This is a genomic window from Ottowia sp. (assembly GCF_035444425.1).
GTDB lineage: Bacteria > Pseudomonadota > Gammaproteobacteria > Burkholderiales > Burkholderiaceae_C > Ottowia.
Genome location: NZ_DAOMOQ010000003.1, coordinates 25,843 through 45,482 on the forward strand (window position 1 = coordinate 25,843; position 19,640 = coordinate 45,482).

Genomic DNA, 19,640 nt, shown 5'->3' on the forward strand with positions numbered 1-19,640 from the left:
CGCATCTGCGCCAATAATCGCGCCATGAAAATCTTCGCCATGCTGCCGCTGCTCGACTGGCTCGCGCTGGCAGCCTTCCTGGCCATCTGGGTCGGCTACGTGGCGTTTGCGCGCGTGTGGGGACGGCGCCAGCGCTCGCTGCTGAGTACCACCAACCGCTACCGCCGCTACTGGATGGAACAGGCTACGGCGCGCGAGCCGCGCATGCTGGACGGCATGATCACGCAGAACCTGTCGAGCACGCCGGCGTTCTTCTGCTCGACCACCATCATCGTCATCGGCGGCCTGTTCGCCCTGCTCGGCACCACCGACCGAGCGGCCGAGTTCGTGCGCGAGTTCCCGTTCGCGCAGCCGACGCCGATGCTGGTGTTCGAGTTCAAGATCGTGCTGCTGGTGGCGATCTTCGTCTATGCCTATTTCCGCTTTTCCTGGTCGATGCGGCAGTACACCTTCGTCGCGCTGGTGATCGGCTCGATGCCGCCGGCCGAAGAGTTCGAAGCCGGCCGCTACGACCGCAAGAAGTACGCCGGGCGCGCCGGCGCGCTGGTGGCTGCGGCCGCCGAGGCCTTCAACGACGGCCTGCGCGCGTACTATTTCTCGTTCGCTGCGATGGGCTGGTTCTTCTCGCCGGCGGTGCTGATGCTGGCGGCGGTGCTGGTGGCGATCGTGCTGTATTCGCGCGAATTCCGCTCCGAGGTGCTGGCGGTGCTGCGCGACTGAAGGCCGGCGGCGGCCGCAGGCGCGGGCAGGGTGTATTCTTGCCGCGTCGTCATCGCCCACAGGCCGGCGCCGGCACGCTGCGCATCGGCTGATGGCGCCGCCAATCCCGTTTTCCCTTGCGCGCCCGCGCCCTGATGCACCCGATGTTTGTCCACCTGCGTATCCACAGCGAGTTCTCGGTCATTGACGGCACCATGCGCGTCGATGAACTGGTCAAGGCCGCGCGCCTGGACCAGCAACCGGCGCTGGCGATCACCGACCTGGGCAACCTGTTCGGCGCCATCAAGTTCTACCGGGCGGCGCGTGAACAGGGCGTCAAGCCGATCTTGGGCGCCGAGATCCTGCTGCAGGGGCTGGGCAGCGACCCGGAAGCGCTGTCGCGCGTGCTGCTGCTGGTGCAGGGCCGGCAGGGCTACCTCAACCTGTCGGAGTTGCTGGCGCGGGCCTGGACGCGCGGGCTGGTGAAGGCGCAGGCGGTGGTGCAGTGGAACTGGCTGTGCGAGCTGTCCGACGGCCTGATCCTGCTTTCGGGCGCGCAGGCCGGCCCGGTCGGTATGGCGCTGCTGCAGGGCAGCGCGGCGCAGGCGGACGAACTGGGGCGGCAGCTGGCCGAGGCCTTTCCGCAGCGCTTCTACCTGGAACTGCAGCGTGCCGGCCGCGCCGATGACGAGGTGCACGTGGTGGCCGCGGTGCAGCTGGCGGCGCGCCTGCAACTGCCGGTGGTGGCGACGCACCCGGTGCAGTTCGCCGGCGCCGACGACTACGAGGCGCACGAGGCGCGCGTGTGCATCGCCGAGGGCGAGATCCTGGGCAATCCGCGGCGCGTGCGCCGCTTCACCACCGAGCAGTACTTCAAGTCCGGCGCCGAGATGCGGCAGCTGTTCGCCGACGTGCCCTCGGCGCTGGCCAACACGGTGCAGATCGCCCAGCGCTGCAACCTGACGCTGAGCCTGGGCCAGCCGCAGCTGCCGGAGTTCCCGGTGCCCGCCGGCCACAACACCGAGAGCTACTTCCACCAGATGTCGGTGCAGGGTCTGGAGGAGCGCCTGCAGCAGCTCTACCCCGATGCGGCCAGGCGCGATGCCGAGCGCCCGCGCTACCTGCAGCGGCTGGAGTTCGAGATCGACACCATCCTGAAGATGGGCTTTCCGGGCTACTTCCTGATCGTCGGCGACTTCATCAACTGGGCCAAGGAAAACGGCTGTCCGGTCGGGCCGGGGCGCGGCTCCGGCGCCGGTTCGCTGGTGGCCTACGCGCTGAAGATCACCGACCTCGACCCGCTGGAATACCAGCTGCTGTTCGAGCGCTTCCTGAACCCCGAGCGGGTGTCGATGCCCGACTTCGACATCGACTTCTGCCAGGCCAACCGCGACCGCGTGATCGACTACGTGAAGGGCAAGTACGGCAGGGAGGCGGTGAGCCAGATCGCCACCTTCGGCACCCTGGCGGCGCGCGCGGCGATCCGTGACGTCGGCCGCGTGCTCGACATGAGCTACACCTTCTGCGACGGCATCAGCAAGCTGATCCCGAACAAGCCGGGCCAGCACATCACCATCGACGGCGCCATGAAGGTCGAGCCGATCCTGGCCGAGCGCTACGCGAAGGAGGATGAGGTCAAGACGCTGCTGGCGCTGGCGCAGAAGCTCGAGGGGCTGACGCGCAACGTCGGCATGCACGCCGGCGGCGTGCTGATCGCGCCCGGCAAGCTGACCGATTTCTGCCCGCTCTACCAGCAGCCCGGCAGCGAATCGGCGGTGAGCCAGTACGACAAGGACGACGTTGAGGCGGTGGGCCTGGTCAAGTTCGACTTCCTCGGCCTGGCCACGCTGACGATCCTGGAAATCGCCAAGGAGCTGATCCGCCGGCGCCACCCGGGCCAGCGCGACTTCGCCTTCGAGCGCATCGCGCTTGATGACAAGGACACCTACAAGCTGTTCCAGGATGGCCGCACCGAAGCCGTGTTCCAGTTTGAAAGCCGCGGTATGCAGGGCATGCTGCGCGACGCCCGGCCGACCCGGCTGGAGGATTTGATCGCGCTCAACGCGCTGTACCGCCCGGGCCCGATGGACCTGATTCCCAGCTTTGTCGCGCGCAAGCACGGGCGCGAGCCGGTCGAGTACCCGCACCCGCTGGTCGAGGGCATCCTGGCCGAGACCTACGGCATCATGGTCTACCAGGAGCAGGTGATGCAGACGGCGCAGATCCTGGGCGGCTACTCGCTCGGCGGTGCCGACCTGCTGCGCCGAGCCATGGGCAAGAAGAAGCCCGAGGAGATGGCGAAGCACCGCGGCATCTTCCGCGCCGGCGCAGCGAAGAACGGCATCGGCGAGGGCAAGGCCGACGAGGTCTTCGACCTGATGGAGAAGTTCGCCGGCTACGGCTTCAACAAGTCGCACGCCGCCGCCTACTCGCTGCTGGCCTACCACACGGCCTGGCTGAAGGTGCACTACACGGCCGAGTTCTTCTGCGCCAACATGACGGTGGAGATGGACAACACCGACAAGCTGAAGGTGCTGTACGAGGATGCGCTGAAGGAAGGCATGGCGTTCGAGCCGCCCGACGTGAACCGCGGCGGCCATCGCTTCGAGCCCGTCAGCGACAGCCTGATCCGCTACGGACTGGGCGCCATCAAGGGCACCGGCCAGCAAGCCATCGAGGCGATCGTGGCGGCGCGCGAGGGCCGCGGCGACGGCAATGGCGGCGGCGAGAGCGGGCCGTTCACCAGCCTGTTCGATTTCTGCCGCCGCATCGACCGCACGCGCGTCAACAAGCGCACCGTCGAGGCACTGATCCGCGCCGGCGCCTTCGATTCACTGCAGCGCAACCGGGCCGCCCTGGCAGCGGCACTCGATCTGGCGTTCGACTTTGCCGCCGCCAGCGAGGCCAATGCCAACCAGGGTGGCCTGTTCGACCTGCTCGACGATGGCCACGGCTCCAGTACGCAGGAACCCGAGCTGCCCGCTGTCACGCCCTGGGGCGTGAAGGAGCGCCTGTCGCTGGAGAAGACCGCCATCGGCTTCTACCTGTCGGGCCATCTGTTCGATGAGGTCGAGCGCGAGGTGCGCCAGTTCGTGCGCCGGTCCATCGCCGACCTGAGCGACAGCCGCGAGCCGCAGCTGCTGGCCGGCATCGTCGGCGACCTGCGCGTCATCAACGGCCAGCGCGGCAAGCTGGCGCTGTTCAAGCTGGACGACAAGTCAGGTGTGGTCGAGGCGCGCGCTGAGGAGGCGCTGATCAACCAGCACCGCAACCTGCTGAAGGACGACGAGTTCGTCGTCGTCATGGGCAAGGCCATGCCGGACCGCTTCTCGGGCGGCTTGCAGTTCAACGTCACGCAGGTGTGGGACCTGCCGACGGCGCGCTGCCGCTTCGGCAAGTTCCTGCGCGTGGCAGTCAATGGCCGCGTGCCCGACGTGCGTCGGCTGCTGGCCGAGTACCCGCCGCAAATCGAGCGCACCGAGCATGGCGAGCTGCTGCGCGGCCTGCCGGTGCGCCTGCTGCTGGAGCGGCGCGGCGAGAAAGGCGGCGTGATGGCGCAGCTGCAGCTCGGCGACGAGGCCCGGTTCTTCCCCAGCGACGCGGCGCTGGCCAGCTGGATGGCGCAGGCCGACGAGGGGCGGGCGATGGTGGTGTACGAGTGATGTGCTGATCACCTCGGTCCGTCGCCCGTAGCAGCAGCGGAAGCCGCGAACCGGCTTGTCGCCAGACCGGAACGCCTGTTCGCCGGTTCGCGGCTGCCGCCGCCCACCATCTCCTGCCGATGCCGCCGCTGCCTCAGTCGCGCAGCCGGAAGGTGATCAGCATCGGATTCCAGTAGCGGCCGTTGTCCGAGGGCAGCTTCTCGGTGCGGTCGAGCGCGCGCAGCACGGCATCGTCCCAGGACTTGACGCCGCTGGACTTGACGACGCGGCGGCTGATGATGGTGCCGGTGGGGCCGGTGCGCACCTCGACCTCGGCCACCGGGTTGCCGGAGACGTCGTCGGTGAACACGATGTTGGGACGCACGGCGGCGCGGATGCGGGCGGCGTAGTTGCCCGAGGGGCCGGCGTCACGCTCGTCGTCGCCACCGGCACGGCCCTTGCCGCTGCCCGAGCCGGCTGCGGCGCTGCCGCCATCGCTGCCGGCCAGCGCCGCCATGCGGCGCAGCGCTTCCTGCCGGCGGGCGGTTTCGGCGCGTTTCTCGGCTGCCTCGGCCTTGGCCACGCGATCGGCCTCGGCCTTGCGCGCCGCTTCTTCCTTGGCTTTCTTGTCCGCCTCGGCCTTGGCCAGCGCTTCCTTGCGCTTGGCCTCCTCGGCGGCCTTCTTCTTCTCGGCCAGCTCCTTGCGCCTGGCCTCCTCGGCCGCCTTCTTCTCGGCGACTTCCTTGCGCTTGGCTTCCTCGGCGGCTTTCTGCTCTGCCACTTCCTTGCGCCTGGCTTCCTCGGCCTTCTTCTTCTCGGCGAGTTCCTTGCGCGCCTGTTCCTCGCGGCGTTTTTCCTCGGCCAGCTTCTGCTGCTCCAGGCGGCGCTTCTCGGCCAGTTCCTTGCGCTGCTCCTCGCGCGCCTCGGCCAGCTTGCGCTGTTCCTCTTCGCGCTTCTTCTTCTGCGCCAGCGCGATCTCGGCATCACGCTGCTCGTCGACGGCGGGCTTCGGCGGTGGCGGCGGTGCCTTGGCCACGGGCTCCGGCGCTGGGGCTGGCGCCGGGGCTGGTGTCGGCTCGGGCGGTGGTGGCGCGGTCTTTACCACCGGCTCGGGTGGCGGCGGGGCCGCGCGCGGCGCTGCGCGCTGTGGCGCCGGCGACCACAGCTCGGCATCGACCGCCACGTCCTGCGGATCCTTGTTCCACTGCAGGCCCCAGGTCAGTGCCAGGATCAGCAGCAGGTGGGCCAGCAGCGCCAGCGCGAACGAGCGGCCGAAGCCGCCCGGTGGGGGCGGATCGAATTCGGCGCGTTCGAGGGCGATGGCGTTCACGATTTCCCTACTTCACGGCCAGGCCGACGCGCTGCACACCGGCCTCGCGCAGCTCCTTCATCATGTTCATGACCTGCTGGTAGCGTAGTTCGCTGTCGGCAGCGATCATGATCGGCATGTCCGGGTTGTCCTCGAGCAGCGCACGGATGGCCGCCACGGCTTCCTTCTCGCTGATGCCCTCGCGCTGGATCTCGCCGGCCAGCGACAGCTTGCCCTCGCTGTCGATCTGCACGTCGACGCGCTTGTCGGGCGCCTTGCTCGATTTGCCGGCGCTCGGCACGTTGATCACGCCAGGCGCGATCAACGGGGCCGTCACCATGAAGATGATCAGCAGCACCAGCATCACGTCGATGAAGGGCACCATGTTGATCTCGTTCATGGCGCGGCGGCCGCGCCCGCGGGGTGGGACGGTCGCCATGTCAATGCCCGCCCGGCCGCCCGAATGGCATTGGACCCCCCTCGGGGGGGCAGCGAACCACGGAGTGGAGAGCGTGGGGGGCTTTCGTGCTCCCGCCCGGCCGCCCGAAGGGCACTGGGCCCCCCGTGGGGGGGCAGCGAACCACGAAGTGGAGAGCGTGGGGGGTAATCATCTCAGTATCCGGTCGGGGTCGCGGTGCCGGCCGGCGCCGCGTGCACGCCCAGGTTGCGCTGCAGGATGTTGGAGAACTCCTCGATGAAGGTCTCCAGCTTGATGGCGATGCGGTCGATGTCGCGCGCGAAGCGGTTGTAGGCGACTACGGCCGGAATGGCGGCGAACAGGCCGAGCGCGGTCGCCACCAGCGCCTCGGCGATGCCGGGCGCCACCGTGGCCAGCGTCACCTGCTGCAGGCTGGCCAGACCGGTGAAGGCGTGCATGATGCCCCAGACGGTGCCGAACAGGCCGACGTAGGGGCTGACCGAACCGACCGAGGCGAGGAAGGACAGGTTGACCTCCGCCGCGTCGAGCTCGCGCTGGAAGCTGGCGCGCATGGCGCGGCGCGCGCCGTCGAGCAGCGTGCCCGGGTCGCCGATGCGGCGCTCGCGCAGCTTCTGGTACTCGCGCATGCCGCTGGCGAAGATGCGCTCCATCGGACCGCCGCGCTTGGCGTTCTGCGCCGCCGAGGCATACAGGTCGTTGAGGCTGGTGCCGGACCAGAAGTCGCGCTCGAAGTCGTCGTTCTGCAGCTTGATGCTCTTGAGCGCACGCAGCTTGCGAAAGATGGCGGCCCAGCTGGCGATCGAGCCGACCAGCAGCAGCAGCATGACGAACTGCACGATGAAGCTGGCGTTGACCACCAGATGGAGGATGGAAAAATCCTGGCTCATGGGTTCAGCTTATTGAGAATGGGGGCTGGAATACGGGCGGGTTTCATGCTGGCGGCCTCGACCCAGCCGACGCGGATGGTGCCGTTGCAGAGCAGGTCGCGCTGGCCGGTCGCGGGATCGGCCAGCAGCGCCTGCTGCGCCAACACCAGGCCGGCGCGGCCGGCCTCTTGGAGCTGGGCGGTGACGATTAGTTCATCGTCCAGGTGTGCCGGGCGCAGGTATTTCAGCGCCGCATCGACGACCACGAACATGCCGCCGGAGTGCTCGCGCAGCGCGCGCTGGCCGAGACCGAGCGCGCGCAGCCATTCGGTGCGGGCGCGTTCGAAGAACTTCAGGTAGTTGGCGTAGAACACGATGCCGCCGGCATCGGTGTCTTCCCAGTAGATGCGGATCGGGAACTCAAACGCCATCGCCACGGCTCGCCTAGGCCAGCACCTCGTGCAGGCGCTCCACCGCGGCCTGCAGTTGCGGCATCGAGTTGGCGGTCGAGAAGCGGATGTAGCGAGCGGTGTCGGCATGGCCGAAGTCGCGGCCGGGTGTCACTGCCAGGTGGGCGCGCTTCATCAGTTCGAAGGCCAATTCCCAACTGCCGGCAGTCTGCATGCCGCTATTGTATTCGGAGCGGATCGCGCCGGGCGGGCCGAACAACTTGTCACACGCCGCGCCGCAGTCGGCCCAGGCGTAGAAGGCGCCGTCGGGCGTGACCGGCACATGCAGGCCCAGCGCGTTCAGCTGCGGCACGAACCAGTCGCGCCGCGCCTTGAATTCGGCGCGGCGGCGCTCGTACTCGGCCAGGCTGGCGGCTTCGAAGCAGGCCAGCGCCGCGTGCTGCGACACCGTGCTGGGGCAGATGTAGAGGTGCTGGGCGATCTGCTCCACGGTGTCGACCAGGGCGTCGGGCACCACCAGCCAGCCCAGGCGCCAGCCGGTCATGTTGAAGTACTTGCTGAAGCTGTTGATGCTGATGACCTGGTCGGACAGGCCCAACGCGCTGTGGCCGTAGGTGTCGTCGAACGACAGGCCGAGGTAGATCTCGTCGATCAGCGTGATGCCGCCACGTTCGGCCACCACCGCCTGGATGCGGCGCAGCTCGTCGGGGTGGATCGAGGTGCCGGTGGGGTTCGACGGCGAGGCCAGCAGCACGCCGCGCGTGTGCGCGCCCCAGGCCTCGCGCACCTTGTCGCCGCTGAGCTGGAAGCGCTCGGCGGCGGTGGAGGGGATCAGCACCGCGCGGCCCTCGGCCATGCTGACGAACTGGCGGTTGCACGGATAGCTCGGGTCCGGCATCAGCACTTCGTCGCCGGCGTCGATGAGCGCCAGGCAGGCCAGCTGCAGCGCGGCCGACGCACCGGCGGTGACGACGATGCGGCGTGCCGGCACCGGCACGCCAAAGCGCTGCGCATACCAGTGGCTGATGCGCTCGCGCAGCTCGGGCAGGCCGGTGGCCTGGGTGTACTGGGTGTGGCCGTCGCGGATGGCCTTCTCCGCCGCCTCCTGCACCAGCGGCGGCGCGGTGAAGTCGGGCTCGCCGATGTTCAGGTAGATCATCGGCCGCTCGCTGCCGGCGGCCTCGCGCGCGATGGCGGCGGCCGACTTGGCCATTTCCATCACGTAGAACGGCTCGATGCGCTGGGCGCGGGCGGCGATCCTCATGCCTGGTTCCGCGCCGCGCCGCGGTCGGCCTCGACCTCGAGCGGGCGCAGCCGCGGCGCCAGCCCGTTCAGCACCGCGTTGACGTACTTGTGGCCGTCGGTGCCGCCGAAATCCTTGGCCAGCTCGATGCACTCGTTTAGCACCACGCGCCAGGGCACGTCGGCGCACTTGAGCAGCTCGTAGGCGCCGATCCACATGCAGCCGCGCTCGATCGGCGAGATCTGGCCCAGCTCGCGGTCCAGCAGCGGCACGATCAGCGCGTCGAGGTCGCCGGCCAGCTCGATGCAACCGTGCAGCAGGGCGTCGTAATGCACCGAATCGGCCTTGGCGAAGCCCTGCAGCTCGCGCGTGAAGCCGTCGATCACCGCCACGTCGCTGCCGCCGACGAAGTGCTGGTACAGGCCCTGCAGCGCGAATTCGCGCGCGCGCGAGCGGGGCGACTTGGCGGACGACTTGCGGGTGCCGCCGCCGGCGATCTTGCCCGGCGCCGGGCGCCTGGTGGCGGTCATGCGAGCTGCGCTTTCAGCAGCGCCATCTCCACCGCCACCCGGGCGGCGTCGCGGCCTTTCTCGACCTGACGCACGATGGCCTGCGCCAGGTTCTCGGTGGTCAGGATGGCGTTGGCCACCGGCAGGCCGCTGTCCAGCGCCACCCGCGTGACGCCGGCGCCCGACTCGTTGGCGACCAGCTCGAAGTGGTAGGTCTCGCCGCGGATGATGCAGCCGAGTGCGATCAGCGCGTCGACGTCGCCGCGCCGGGCCAGCATCTGCAATGTCAGCGGCACCTCCAGCGCGCCGGGCACGGTGACCAAGGTGATGTGGTCCTCGGGCACGCCCAGCGCCGCCAGTTCGGCCAGGCAAGCGTCGCGCAGGCCGTTGGTCACGCCTTCGTTGAAGCGCGCCTGCGCGATGCCGATGCGCAGCGTGCTGCCATCGAGCGGGATCTGTTGTCCTTTGTCGGCTTCGAACATGATGCGTCTCAATCCTGGTGCAGGTAGCCGACCACTTCGAGCCCGAAACCACCGGTCATGCTGGGCAGGCGTCGCGGCGTGCCCATCAGGTTCATGCGCTGCACGCCGCAGTCGCGCAGGATCTGGGCGCCGACGCCATAGCTGCGCAGGTCCATGCGGCCGCGCTCGGGCGCGTGGGTGGCCCGCGTCGTGCCCTGGAACTGCGCCAGCAGCTGGTCGGCGCTCTCGCCGCAGTTGAGGAACACCGCCACGCCGCGGCCTTCCTGCTGCAGGCGCTGCAGGCTGGTGGCCACGCTCCAGGAATGGATGCCGCGGTCGGTCTCCAGCACGTCCAGCACCGACAGCGGTTCGTGCACGCGCACGGTGACCACGTCCTGCGGCGCCCACTGGCCCAGCGTCAGCGCCAGGTGCAGCGCGCCACTGGGCTTGTCGCGGTAAGCGTGGGCGACGAAGTCGCCGTGCACGGTGCGCAGCGGGCGCGTGGCAACCTTCTCGACCAGCGATTCGGTCGCGCTGCGGTGCTCGATCAGGTCGGCGATGGTGCCGATCTTCAGGCCGTGCTGCGCCGCGAACAGCTGCAGGTCGGGCAGCCGCGCCATGGTGCCGTCGTCCTTCATGATCTCGCAGATGACCGCGGTCGGCGAGCAGCCCGCCATGCCGGCCAGGTCGCAGCCGGCTTCGGTGTGACCGGCGCGCATCAGCACGCCGCCGTCGACCGCCTGCAGCGGGAAGATGTGGCCAGGCTGCACCAGGTCGGTGGCCTTGGCGCCCGGCGCCACGGCGGCCTGCACGGTGCGGGCGCGGTCGGCCGCCGAGATGCCGGTGGTGACGCCCTCGGCGGCCTCGATCGAGACCGTGAAGGCGGTGCCCATCTTGGTGCCGTTGCTCGACACCATGGGCGGCAGGTGCAGGCGCTCGCAGCGTTCGCGCGTCAGCGTCAGGCAGATCAGGCCGCGACCGAAGCGGGCCATGAAGTTGATCGCCTCGGGCGTGACGTGGTCGGCGGCGAGGACCAGGTCGCCCTCGTTCTCGCGGTCTTCCTCGTCGACCAGGATGACCATGCGGCCGGCGCGCAGCTCGGCGACGATGTCCTCGACCGGCGAAATCGCGCTCGAAGCGGGCAGGGTGGGCAGATGGGGAGCGTTCATTCGGTGCTCGGCGTTGGGGCGGCGCCGGCGTGCGCCCCGGTGGCGCACCTGCAAAGAACGGCGCCGCGCGGGTGCCGCGTCGGCAAAGCATGGATTATCTCCGCTTTGGGTCCGGCGCGCGGCCGCGTGGTCGTTGGTGGCGCCGTTTTTCCCTGCCACCGGGGCGCCGGGCGCGCTCAGTCGGCGGGCGCCAGCGGCTCGGTCCGCTGCGCGGTCGATGGCTCCGGCGGCTCCGGTAGCTCCGGTCGCACACCCGTGGCCGGCGCGGTCTGGCGCGCGCCGCCGCCATCGGGCACCGTGCCGCCGAGCCGCAGCGCGTAGGCCACCAGCGGCGGGCCGATGGTCTCGAACACCGCCACGGCGGCGAGCACGATGGCGCCCAGTTCGCCGGCGATGGCCGGCAGCAGTTCCTGCGTGGTCTGCACCAGGCCGATGGCCAAGCCCGCCATCGGGATCAGCGTCAGCCCGGTCGCCGCCGACTCGCGCCAGCCGTAGCCGGAAGCCTTGCCGCAGACCAGCACCGCGATCACCTTGACGCCGACCCGCACGCCCACGTAGGCCAGTGCCAGCGGCGCCAGCCGGAACACCTCGTGCAGGTGCAGGCTGGCGCCGGCGACCACGAACAGCACGATGAAGAACAGGTCGGCGCCGGCGCCGAACTCCGTGTGCGCCAGGCGCGCGCGGCGCTGCAGGCCGCGGCTGGCGATGCCCAGCGACAGCGTGGCGAACAGCGGCGAGACGCGCAGCAGCTCGGACAGGCCCAGCGTCAGCATCACGCCGCCGACCACCAGCGCGAAGCGGTAGTGGGCGTCGTCGGTGGCGGTGAAGTGCCCGACCCGGGTGATCAGCCAGGCGATGGCGGTGCCCAGCAGCGCGGCGCCGATCATCTGGTAGACCGGCAGCCCGATCGCGGTGGCCAGCGGCAGGTTGGCGTCGCGCAGCGCGAACGGCATCGCCAGCGAGAAGAAGATGAAGGCCAGCACGTTGTTCATGGCCACCAGCGCCTTGCTGATGTCGACCACCGGGCCCTTGGCGCGCAGCTCGTGCACCACGTGGATCAGCACCGCCGGCGACGACGACACCGCCACCGTGGCCGCGATGATGGCGGCCAGCGGGTGCGTGCCCAGTGCGTGCATCAGTGCCCAGATGGCGGCGAAGGTGCCGACGCTTTCGACCAGGCTGGCGATCAGCAGGGCCGGCGTGTGCAACACCATCCAGGGGTGCAGCGAGGTGCCGAGCTTGAACAGGATCAGACCCAGCGCCACCTGCACCAGCACGCGGGCGTCGGCCAGCATGGCCTCGTCGAGCAGGCCCAGACCCGAAGGGCCGATCAGCAGCCCAACCGCCATGAAGCCGGTGATGGTCGGCAGCCAGCGCACGCGCTTGGCCAGCAGGCCGCCCAGCACGCCGGCCACCAGCAGCACGCCGAACAGGGTGCTGGTGTTGAGGGTGGTCCAGTCGTGCGGCAGGAAGCTGAAATCGCTCACATGGCGCTCCAGCGGGATGGCGGCGCGGCGCTCACATCCGGTTCATGGCGACAGGCGCTCACGCAACCAGGCGCCATCTTCCAGCCGGTAGCACAGGCGGTCGTGCAGCCGGCTCTTGCGGCCCTGCCAGAACTCCCAGCGATCGGGCTTCAGGCGGTAGCCGCCCCAGTGCGGCGGCCGGGGCGGAGCCAGCAGGAAGCGCGCGCCGACCTTGGCGGCCTCGGCGACCAGCCAGGCGCGCCCCGGGATGACCTGGCTTTGCGGGCTGGCCCAGGCGCCCAGGCGGTGGTCGAGTGGGCGACTCGCGTAGTAGGCGTCGCTGTCGGCCTCGCTGATCTTCTCGACCAGGCCCTCGATGCGCACCACGCGCTCCAGCTCGACCCAGTGGAACTGCAGCGCCGCGTACGGATTGCCGGCCAGCTGCTGGCCCTTGCGGCTTTGGTAGTTGGTGTACCAGACCAGGCCGCGCTCGTCGAACTCCTTGATCAGCACCACGCGCGAGCTCGGGCGCAGGTCGCTGCCGACGGTGGCCAGCGTCATCGCGTTGGGCTCGGGGATCTCGCTCTTGCGCGCCTCGTCGAACCATTGGGCGAACTGCGCCATCGGGTCGGCGTGCGAGGCATCCTCGGACAATTCGGCGCGCTCGTAGCTCTTGCGCAGGTGGGCGATGTCTTGGCTCATGCCGGCAGTATAGGAATCACGCCGCGGGTTCCTGCTCGTCGGCCAGTGCCAGCAGCGCGGCGAGGCGGCGGTCGCTGACGCCGTGGGCGCGCAGGCTGTCGTGCGTCTGGCGCGCGTAGTCGAGCGTGCTGCCGTAGCGCCCGCTCGCGTGCCGGAAGATGTGGCGGTATTGCTCGGGCGCCAGCGCGCCGGTGAAGGACGGGCTGCGCCGCGACAGGGTGAAGGCCAGCGCCTCGATCGGGCCGTGCGGCGTGGCGCAGGGGAGCCAGCGGGCGTCGTAGACGCCGCTGGGCATCTCGCGCGCCCACAGGGTGTCGAACACCGCCTCGGCGTCGCGGCTGGGCACGCGGTAGGCCATGCCCTGGCAGCTGCCGCCGAGCAGCAGGGCGAACACCAGGCCCGGCTGTTCGGGCGTGCCGCGGTTGACCCGGCTCCACATCGCCAGCGCGCGGTGCCAGCCATGCACGCGGGTGGCGTGGCGTTCGCTGTAGTCGAAGTCGGGCCGCCAGATCAGCGACGCATAGCCGAACACCCACAGGTCGGCGCGCGGCCCGGCGCGCCGCTGCCAGTCGGCGCGTGCCCGCGCCAGCATCTGCAGCGGATCGCGGCCGGGCGGGCGCAGGTGTTCATAGGCGGCGTAGACCTTGCTGTCAGGGTGGCGCATGGCGAGACTTTATACAATCAGCAGGTTTTATTCGGAGCACACATGAGTACACAGAATGATGATGGCCAGGGCGTGGTCTGGACCGTGCTGGTCGGGGTAGTCCTGCTGGCGATCAGCCTGGCGGTTGGCATTGGCCTGTACCGTACCGGCCAGGGCGCGGCGGGATCGGCAGCCGTGGCGTCGACCGGCGTGACCTCCGGCGGCGGCGGCGATGCGCCCGCAGCAGCGGTGCAGCCCGCCACCGATGCATCGGCTGCTGCCGGCACGGATGCCGCGACTGCAGCCGCTGCCGGCAGCGCGCCGACGGCCACCGCCGATGGCGCCAGCGTGCGCATCGACGATGGCGTGGTCAAGTTCTATTTCGCCAGCGGCAGCACCGAGCTGGCGGCAGGTGCCAAGGAGGCACTGGCCGACGTGGTCAAGGGCGTGGCCGCCGGCCAGAAGGCGGTCATCAGCGGCTACCACGACACCACCGGCGATCCGGCCAAGAACGAGGAACTGGCCAAGCTGCGCGCCTTCGCCGTGCGCGATGCGCTGGTCTCGCTCGGCATCGGCGAGGACAAGCTGGATCTGCGCAAGCCCGAGGTGACCACCGCCGACGGCAGCAACGCCGAGGCGCGTCGCGTCGAGGTGCGGCTGGAGTAGGTGGCGGCCCGGCCGCGGCGCCAGGCCAAAGCCACGAGAAAGCCCGGTCGTGACCGGGCTTTTTTCTGCTCGATGCCGGGCGCGATCGCCCGCCAGCGAGTTCAGGCGTCGGCGGTCCGTCCCGCCGCCACGCCGCGCAGGAAACCGAGGATCTCCGGCGTCACGCCCAGCGGCTCCAGCAGCGTGGCCAGCAGCATCAGGTCGCGCGCGGCGCCGATGCTGGTCTGCAGCTCGGTCGCCTGCTCCTGCCAGCGGCGCGTGCGCTCGCGCGGCAGCACGGTGCGCAGGGCCTCAAGCACGTAGCGCGTGCGCTTGGCCAGCAGGCGCACTTTGTGCTGGTGCTCGATGCCTTCGGCCGATTGCAGGTCGGCTTCCTCCATCTCCTTCACCTCGCCGGCCAGCCGGCTGTGCAGGCGCTTGGTGCGTGCCACGGCCCAGTGCTCGATCGTCTGCTCGGCCAGCTCCGGAGTCCAGGCGCCCTGCGGCAGCGCCTGCAGCCAGCGCTCGAGCTGCAGCAGCGTGCGGCCGGTGGCCGGCGCCTGCAGGGTCGAGAGCAGGGCGGCGCGGCGCAGGCTGCGCTCGGCCGTCACGGCGGCTTCCATGGCCTGCCACTGCACCGCGCGCTCGGGGTTGCCGGCGATGTAGGCGTCGGCCCATTGGGGCAGGCTCTCCAGCGCCGCTACGTCGAGGTCGCGCATGGCGCCGAGCGCATTCAGCAGCGGGCGCAGCGCGCTGATGTCGGGCACCGGATGGTTTGCCAGCAGCGGCTTGGCCAGCCACAGCGCGCTGCGCCAGCGGCGCCAGCCGACGCGCGCCTGGTGCACCAGCTCGGAGCCGTCGGACTCGAGGATGCGGCCCAGGTTCTCGACGAACTGGCCGAGCATCTCGCCCAGCACGGTTTGCGCGGCCTGCAGCACCGGGGTGTCGGCCTCGAGGTCCAGCTTGCGCGCGCGGCGCGGCGCGTGCGTGGTGCCGTCGACCAGGCGCCAGCCCTGCTCGGCCTTGCTGAGCGGTGCCGGCAGCAGCGCCAGATGGGTGCCGATGTGCTCGGCCAGCTCGAACAGGGCGTCGGGGCGACCCTTGAGCAGTTCCAGCTCGAGTTCGCACAGCTCGCTGCGGGCCTCGCCGGCACGCACCTGGCCAATGTCCAGGACCACCTCGATGCGGCTGCCGTCGTCGGCCGTGTACAGGCGCAGGGTGCGCAGCGCGTCGGTCTCGAAGCAGGGCGCGAGCTGCGCGAACAGCTGGCCGTCGGCATCCAGCGTCGGCCACGGCGTGCCCTGCAGCAGCACCGGGTCGAGCCGGCCGCTGCGCACCGTCGACTCCCATTCGCCGCGCTGGCTCAGTCCGCCGGCCGCGGCGCCGGCGGTTTTCAGGGTCTGGATCCAGCGCGTGCGGCCGCCACCCTGGCGCAGGCTGCGCAGGCGCAGCGCCGCCTTGGCCCGCCGCAGCTGCTGGTCGGGTGTGTCGTAGTAGATGTTGCGCAGGCGCTGTTCGGTCGGCACCAGTTCGGCCAGGCCGGGGATGGTGGCCAGCTGCGTGCCGATCTGCCGGGCGTCGGCGCCGGGCAGCAGCAGCTTGAGTTCGATTTCCGCGCTGGTCGGGGTCGGTGTGATCATCTCGTGGGGTTGCCCATGCAGACGCCGCCTGCGGCGTGGCCCTGATTAGACCAGCCCGGTATGTAGCGAATGTGACACCAGCGTGTCAGTCCAGCTTCTGGCCGGCGGCGTTCCAGGCACGCTGGATCAGTTCGATCTTGTAGCCGTCCGGATCCGTGATGAAGGCGATCACCGTGGTGCCGCCCTTGACCGGACCGGGTTCGCGCGTGACCTGGCCGCCCGCCGACCTGATCTGCTCGCAGGCCGCATGGACATCGGGCACGCCGATGGCGATGTGGCCATAGGCCGTGCCGAGTTCGTACTCGGTCGTGCCCCAGTTGTAGGTCAGTTCGATCTCGGCCTGCCCCGGGTTGCCGCCTTCGTAGCCGAGGTAAACCCGCGTGTAGGTGTATTCGGGGTGTTCCGAGCTGCGCAGCAGCTGCATGCCCAGCACCCGGGTGTAGAAGTCGATCGAGCGCTGGAGATCGCCCACGCGCAACATGGTGTGCAGGATTCTCATGCGTTCGATTGTGCCCTGCTTGCACCGGGGCGTGCGCCCCGTGTCGCGTCGGCCGGACATCGGCGCATCGGCAGGGCAGAGGCTCTTGATTTATTTAATAAGTTAAATGATACAATGCGCCGCGCACAGGGATCATCCTCAGAATGCAGCGCGGCCGGCTGGCTAGACTTGACAAGCCCACCGGTTTTCCTTTTCTCGGAGACAAGCTACCCCATGAGATCGAGGCGAATGGCGCCGGACGAAGCGGCCGGTGGAAGGGTTTGCACGCGGGCGCACGGGCAGTGCCCGTGGCACGGAGTGCCGCAGCCATGACCAGCGATCTGCAGATGCGCAAGGGCGTGGTTGGACGGGTGCTGCACCTGCTGTGCGACATCTTCGCCGTGATCGGCGGCCTGGTGCTGATTGCCATGGCCGGGATGACGGTGTTCAGCGTGATCGGCCGCACCTTCTTCGCCAGCCCGATCCTGGGCGACATCGAACTGGTGCAACTGGGCCTGGCGGTGTGCGTGGCGACCTTCCTGCCCTACACGCAGCTGCGCAGCGCCAACATCATCGTTGACTTCTTCACCACCAGGGCCTCGGCCTCCACGCAGCGCTGGATGGATGGCCTGGGCGCCTTCCTGTACGCGGGCTGCACGGCCCTGATCGCCTGGCGTGTCTACGCCGGCGCGGTGATGAGCTACGAGAACCAGGAAGCCTCGATGCTGATGAACCTGCCCTTGTGGATTCCCTATGCGCTGATGGTGCCGGGATTCATCCTGTGCACGCTGGTCGGGCTGTACCAGGCGTTTCGCCACTGGAGCGGTGTCGACGCCAAGGCGGAGGTGGCGTCATGAGCACCATGATGATCGGCATCTCGCTGTTCGCCTTCATGCTGGTGCTGATGGCGATCCGCGTGCCGATCGCGATCGCGATGTTCGTGCCCGGCGCGGTCGGCTACGTGTTTCTCTCGGGCTGGGATCCGCTGATGGCCCACCTGCGCGGCGCGGTGTACGGGCGCGTGTCGGTCTACGACCTGTCGGTGATCCCGCTGTTCATGCTGATGGGCGCGTTCGCGGTCAACGGCGGTCTGTCGAAGGCGCTGTTCGATTTCGCCAATGCGCTGCTGGGCCGCTTCAAGGGCGGCATGGCGATGGCGGGCATCCTAGCCTGCGCCGCTTTCGGCGCCATCTCCGGCTCCACCGTCGCGACCACCGCCACCATCGCGCAGGTGGCGTATCCCGAGATGCGCCGCATCAACTACTCCGGCCGCCTGGCGACGGCGGCGCTGGCCACAGGCGGCACCATGGGCGTGCTGCTGCCGCCCTCGGTGACGCTGATGGTGTACGCGATCCTGACCGAGCAGAACATCACCAAGACCTTCCTGGCCGCCTATGCGCCGGCGTTCCTGGCGGCTGCCGGCTACATCGCCGCGATCGCCATCTACGTGCGCCTGAAGCCCGAGCATGCACCCGAGGCGCAGGCCGCCAGCGCCGGCGAGGTGATGGAAGCCGCCGGCGCCGTGTGGCCGATCGCGCTGATCTTCGCGGCCGTGTTCGGCGGCATCTACGGCGGCATCTTCACGCCGACCGAGGGGGCGGCCATCGGCTCCACGCTGACCTTCATCATCGCGCTGCTCAAGCGGCAGATGACCATGCCGAAGATCATCGCGTCGATCCGCACGGCGGCGGTGACCAGCGGCATGATCTTCATGATCTTCATCGGCGCCGACATGATCAACGCCGCGCTGGCGCTGTCGCAGTTGCCCAACCAGCTGGCCGAGGTGATCGCCAATGCCGACATCGCCCCGGTGGTGGTGATGGCCGCGATCATGGTCTTCTACATCATCCTCGGCGCCGTGATGGACGAGATGTCGATGATCCTGCTCACCGTGCCGGTGCTGTTCCCGGTCATCATGGGGCTGGACTTCTACGGCCTCAATCCGTCCGACAAGGCGCTGTGGTTCGGCGTGCTGATCCTGACGGTGTGCGCCATCGGCATGATCTTCCCGCCCGTGGGCCTGAACGTCTACATCATGAACGGCCTGGCCAAGGACGTGCCCATGATCGAGACCTACAAGGGCGTGACGCTGTTCCTGGCCTGGGACTTCATGCGCCTGGCCCTGTTGATCCTGTTCCCCGGCATCACGCTCTGGCTGGTGCGTGTGCTGTCTTGACCTAGCCTCTTGAGGAGACCTACCGACATGAGTTCAGCCCTGACCAAACTGGCCATCGCGGGCGCGCTGGCATTCGCCGCCGGCGCGGTGTCGGCACAGACCGTGCTGAAAGTGCATCACTTCCTGCCATCGGGCTCGAGCTCGCAGCAGAAGATCATCGCGCCCTGGTGCGCCAAGATCGAGAAAGAATCGGCTGGCGAGCTGAAGTGCCAGATCTACCCGGCGATGCAGTTGGGCGGCACGCCGCCGCAGCTGCTCGACCAGGTGCGCGACGGCGTCGCCGACATCGTGTGGTCGGTGCCGACCTATTCGGCCGGCCGCTACACCAAGACCGAGGTGTTTGAGCTGCCCTTCATGGCCGTCAACGCCAAGCAGGGCTCGCAGGCACTGTGGGAGTACACGCAGAAGCATGCGCTGGACGAGTTCAAGGGCATCAAGCCGCTGTTCATGCACACCACCGAAGGCTATGTGCTGCACTCCAACATGCCGATCCACAAGCTGGAAGAGCTCAAGGGCAAGAAGATCCGCACCGCGACCCGCATCAGCGCCCGCATGATGGCGGCGATGGGTGGCACGCCGGTGCAGATGCCGCTGCCGCAGGTGCCGGACGCGCTGTCCAAGGGCGTGGTCGATGGCGTGCTGGTGCCCTGGGAAGCGATTCCCGCCACCAAGCTGCACGAAATCGTCAAGTACCACCTGGACGCACCGGTGGGCTCGCCGCGCTTTGCCAACACCATCTTCATCTTCGGCATGAACCAGGCCAAGTACGACAGCCTGCCGCCGAAACTGAAGAAGGTGATCGACGACAACTCCGGCCTGGCGGCCTCGGCCTGGGCCGGCGAGGAGGGCTTCGACAACATCGTCGAGCCCTACTCCAAGATGGCGCGCGACCGGGGCAACACCATCAGCGTCATCAGCAAGGAAGAGCTGGCGCGCTGGGAGAAGGCCACCGCCGGCGTCGACGAGATCTGGCTGAAGGACGTCGCCGCCAAGGGCGGCGACGGCAAGAAGCTGATCGAGGAAGCCAAGGCGCTGCTGAAGAAGTACGAACCCAAGTAGGCGTCGCTGCCAGGCATGCGCCGCGTGCCGGACGCGTGCCCCAGCACGAAAGGGCCGCCGATGCGGCCCTTTTTCCTGTCCAGGC

General features: G+C 69.1%; 19 protein-coding genes. 6 read left to right on the forward strand and 13 right to left on the reverse strand.

Features of this window, described 5'->3' with window-relative positions:
• The first annotated feature begins 24 nt into the window (after window positions 1–24).
• Together PK606_RS01920 and dnaE are read left to right on the forward strand one after the other, a co-directional pair.
• Window positions 25–720, forward strand: coding sequence for a DUF599 domain-containing protein (locus PK606_RS01920; RefSeq protein WP_324560004.1), 696 nt, complete (start codon window positions 25–27; stop codon window positions 718–720).
• Between the two features lie 143 nt (window positions 721–863).
• A complete protein-coding gene (gene dnaE, locus PK606_RS01925) occupies window positions 864–4,361 on the forward strand; it encodes a DNA polymerase III subunit alpha (RefSeq protein ID WP_324560006.1) in 3,498 nt (1,165 codons plus the stop codon).
• Window positions 4,362–4,494: 133 nt separating this feature from the next.
• On the opposite strand, the gene tolA is transcribed toward dnaE, so the two are convergent.
• The 11 genes from tolA to PK606_RS01980 form a co-directional block, all read right to left on the reverse strand.
• Window positions 4,495–5,670 carry a cell envelope integrity protein TolA gene (gene tolA / locus PK606_RS01930; RefSeq protein ID WP_324560008.1) on the reverse strand — a complete coding sequence of 392 codons (1,176 nt, stop codon included), beginning with the start codon at window positions 5,668–5,670 and terminating at the stop codon, window positions 4,495–4,497.
• A 7-nt stretch (window positions 5,671–5,677) separates the two neighbouring features.
• A complete protein-coding gene (locus tag PK606_RS01935; RefSeq protein WP_502920772.1) occupies window positions 5,678–6,088 on the reverse strand; it encodes an ExbD/TolR family protein in 411 nt (136 codons plus the stop codon).
• Window positions 6,089–6,261: 173 nt separating this feature from the next.
• The gene (tolQ, locus tag PK606_RS01940) at window positions 6,262–6,975 is read right to left on the reverse strand and encodes a protein TolQ (RefSeq protein ID WP_324560012.1); all 714 of its coding nucleotides are present in this window, start codon (window positions 6,973–6,975) and stop codon (window positions 6,262–6,264) included.
• Window positions 6,972–7,385, reverse strand: coding sequence for a tol-pal system-associated acyl-CoA thioesterase (gene ybgC, locus PK606_RS01945; protein ID WP_324560014.1), 414 nt, complete (start codon window positions 7,383–7,385; stop codon window positions 6,972–6,974). Before ybgC ends, tolQ begins: the two co-directional genes overlap by 4 nt.
• A gap of 13 nt (window positions 7,386–7,398) precedes the next feature.
• The gene (locus PK606_RS01950; protein ID WP_324560016.1) at window positions 7,399–8,628 is read right to left on the reverse strand and encodes a pyridoxal phosphate-dependent aminotransferase; all 1,230 of its coding nucleotides are present in this window, start codon (window positions 8,626–8,628) and stop codon (window positions 7,399–7,401) included.
• Window positions 8,625–9,137 carry a transcription antitermination factor NusB gene (nusB, locus tag PK606_RS01955; RefSeq protein ID WP_324560018.1) on the reverse strand — a complete coding sequence of 171 codons (513 nt, stop codon included), beginning with the start codon at window positions 9,135–9,137 and terminating at the stop codon, window positions 8,625–8,627. Before nusB ends, PK606_RS01950 begins: the two co-directional genes overlap by 4 nt.
• On the reverse strand, window positions 9,134–9,598 hold the full coding sequence (ribH, locus tag PK606_RS01960; RefSeq protein ID WP_324560020.1) for a 6,7-dimethyl-8-ribityllumazine synthase: 465 nt from the start codon (window positions 9,596–9,598) through the stop codon (window positions 9,134–9,136). The genes nusB and ribH overlap by 4 nt, the downstream gene beginning before the upstream one ends.
• An 8-nt stretch (window positions 9,599–9,606) precedes the next feature.
• On the reverse strand, window positions 9,607–10,746 hold the full coding sequence (gene ribBA / locus PK606_RS01965; protein ID WP_324560022.1) for a bifunctional 3,4-dihydroxy-2-butanone-4-phosphate synthase/GTP cyclohydrolase II: 1,140 nt from the start codon (window positions 10,744–10,746) through the stop codon (window positions 9,607–9,609).
• A 176-nt stretch (window positions 10,747–10,922) separates the two neighbouring features.
• A complete protein-coding gene (locus PK606_RS01970; protein WP_324560024.1) occupies window positions 10,923–12,233 on the reverse strand; it encodes a cation:proton antiporter in 1,311 nt (436 codons plus the stop codon).
• A 42-nt stretch (window positions 12,234–12,275) separates the two neighbouring features.
• Entirely contained in the window at window positions 12,276–12,914 is a 639-nt protein-coding gene (pdxH, locus tag PK606_RS01975; protein WP_324560026.1) for a pyridoxamine 5'-phosphate oxidase, read from the reverse strand.
• Between the two features lie 16 nt (window positions 12,915–12,930).
• Window positions 12,931–13,578, reverse strand: a complete 648-nt coding sequence (locus PK606_RS01980; RefSeq protein ID WP_324560028.1) for a gamma-glutamylcyclotransferase — start codon at window positions 13,576–13,578, stop codon at window positions 12,931–12,933.
• A gap of 42 nt (window positions 13,579–13,620) precedes the next feature.
• On the opposite strand from PK606_RS01980, the gene PK606_RS01985 reads away from it, so the two are divergent.
• A complete protein-coding gene (locus PK606_RS01985; protein WP_324560030.1) occupies window positions 13,621–14,223 on the forward strand; it encodes an OmpA family protein in 603 nt (200 codons plus the stop codon).
• Between the two features lie 101 nt (window positions 14,224–14,324).
• Here the strand turns inward: PK606_RS01985 and PK606_RS01990 are convergent, their stop codons facing one another.
• Window positions 14,325–15,842 (reverse strand): CYTH and CHAD domain-containing protein, encoded by a 1,518-nt coding sequence (locus tag PK606_RS01990; protein ID WP_324560032.1) that lies wholly within the window; start codon window positions 15,840–15,842, stop codon window positions 14,325–14,327.
• A gap of 85 nt (window positions 15,843–15,927) precedes the next feature.
• Window positions 15,928–16,341, reverse strand: coding sequence for a lactoylglutathione lyase (gloA, locus tag PK606_RS01995; RefSeq protein WP_324560034.1), 414 nt, complete (start codon window positions 16,339–16,341; stop codon window positions 15,928–15,930).
• A gap of 308 nt (window positions 16,342–16,649) precedes the next feature.
• Between gloA and PK606_RS02000 the strand changes: the two genes are divergently transcribed.
• Genes PK606_RS02000 through PK606_RS02010 form a run of 3 tightly spaced genes read left to right on the forward strand, consistent with a single transcriptional unit; the run spans window position 16,650 to window position 19,555 of the window.
• On the forward strand, window positions 16,650–17,177 hold the full coding sequence (locus PK606_RS02000) for a TRAP transporter small permease (protein WP_324560036.1): 528 nt from the start codon (window positions 16,650–16,652) through the stop codon (window positions 17,175–17,177).
• Window positions 17,174–18,496 carry a TRAP transporter large permease gene (locus tag PK606_RS02005; protein WP_324560038.1) on the forward strand — a complete coding sequence of 441 codons (1,323 nt, stop codon included), beginning with the start codon at window positions 17,174–17,176 and terminating at the stop codon, window positions 18,494–18,496. The genes PK606_RS02000 and PK606_RS02005 overlap by 4 nt, the downstream gene beginning before the upstream one ends.
• Window positions 18,497–18,523: 27 nt before the next feature.
• A complete protein-coding gene (locus PK606_RS02010) occupies window positions 18,524–19,555 on the forward strand; it encodes a TRAP transporter substrate-binding protein (protein ID WP_324560040.1) in 1,032 nt (343 codons plus the stop codon).
• The last annotated feature ends 85 nt before the right edge of the window (window positions 19,556–19,640 follow it).

Bases quoted from the DNA above. Each gene is read 5' to 3' on its own strand.
- PK606_RS01920 (WP_324560004.1), top strand. From the start codon at position 25: ATGAAAATCTTCGCCATGCTGCCGCTGCTCGACTGGCTCGCGCTGGCA.
- dnaE (WP_324560006.1), top strand. From the start codon at position 864: ATGTTTGTCCACCTGCGTATCCACAGCGAGTTCTCGGTCATTGACGGC.
- PK606_RS01935 (WP_502920772.1), bottom strand. From the start codon at position 6,088: ATGGCGACCGTCCCACCCCGCGGGCGCGGCCGCCGCGCCATGAACGAG.
- tolQ (WP_324560012.1), bottom strand. From the start codon at position 6,975: ATGAGCCAGGATTTTTCCATCCTCCATCTGGTGGTCAACGCCAGCTTC.
- ybgC (WP_324560014.1), bottom strand. From the start codon at position 7,385: ATGGCGTTTGAGTTCCCGATCCGCATCTACTGGGAAGACACCGATGCC.
- PK606_RS01950 (WP_324560016.1), bottom strand. From the start codon at position 8,628: ATGAGGATCGCCGCCCGCGCCCAGCGCATCGAGCCGTTCTACGTGATG.
- nusB (WP_324560018.1), bottom strand. From the start codon at position 9,137: ATGACCGCCACCAGGCGCCCGGCGCCGGGCAAGATCGCCGGCGGCGGC.
- ribH (WP_324560020.1), bottom strand. From the start codon at position 9,598: ATGTTCGAAGCCGACAAAGGACAACAGATCCCGCTCGATGGCAGCACG.
- ribBA (WP_324560022.1), bottom strand. From the start codon at position 10,746: ATGAACGCTCCCCATCTGCCCACCCTGCCCGCTTCGAGCGCGATTTCG.
- pdxH (WP_324560026.1), bottom strand. From the start codon at position 12,914: ATGAGCCAAGACATCGCCCACCTGCGCAAGAGCTACGAGCGCGCCGAA.
- PK606_RS01980 (WP_324560028.1), bottom strand. From the start codon at position 13,578: ATGCGCCACCCTGACAGCAAGGTCTACGCCGCCTATGAACACCTGCGC.
- PK606_RS01985 (WP_324560030.1), top strand. From the start codon at position 13,621: ATGAGTACACAGAATGATGATGGCCAGGGCGTGGTCTGGACCGTGCTG.
- PK606_RS01990 (WP_324560032.1), bottom strand. From the start codon at position 15,842: ATGATCACACCGACCCCGACCAGCGCGGAAATCGAACTCAAGCTGCTG.
- gloA (WP_324560034.1), bottom strand. From the start codon at position 16,341: ATGAGAATCCTGCACACCATGTTGCGCGTGGGCGATCTCCAGCGCTCG.
- PK606_RS02000 (WP_324560036.1), top strand. From the start codon at position 16,650: ATGACCAGCGATCTGCAGATGCGCAAGGGCGTGGTTGGACGGGTGCTG.
- PK606_RS02005 (WP_324560038.1), top strand. From the start codon at position 17,174: ATGAGCACCATGATGATCGGCATCTCGCTGTTCGCCTTCATGCTGGTG.
- PK606_RS02010 (WP_324560040.1), top strand. From the start codon at position 18,524: ATGAGTTCAGCCCTGACCAAACTGGCCATCGCGGGCGCGCTGGCATTC.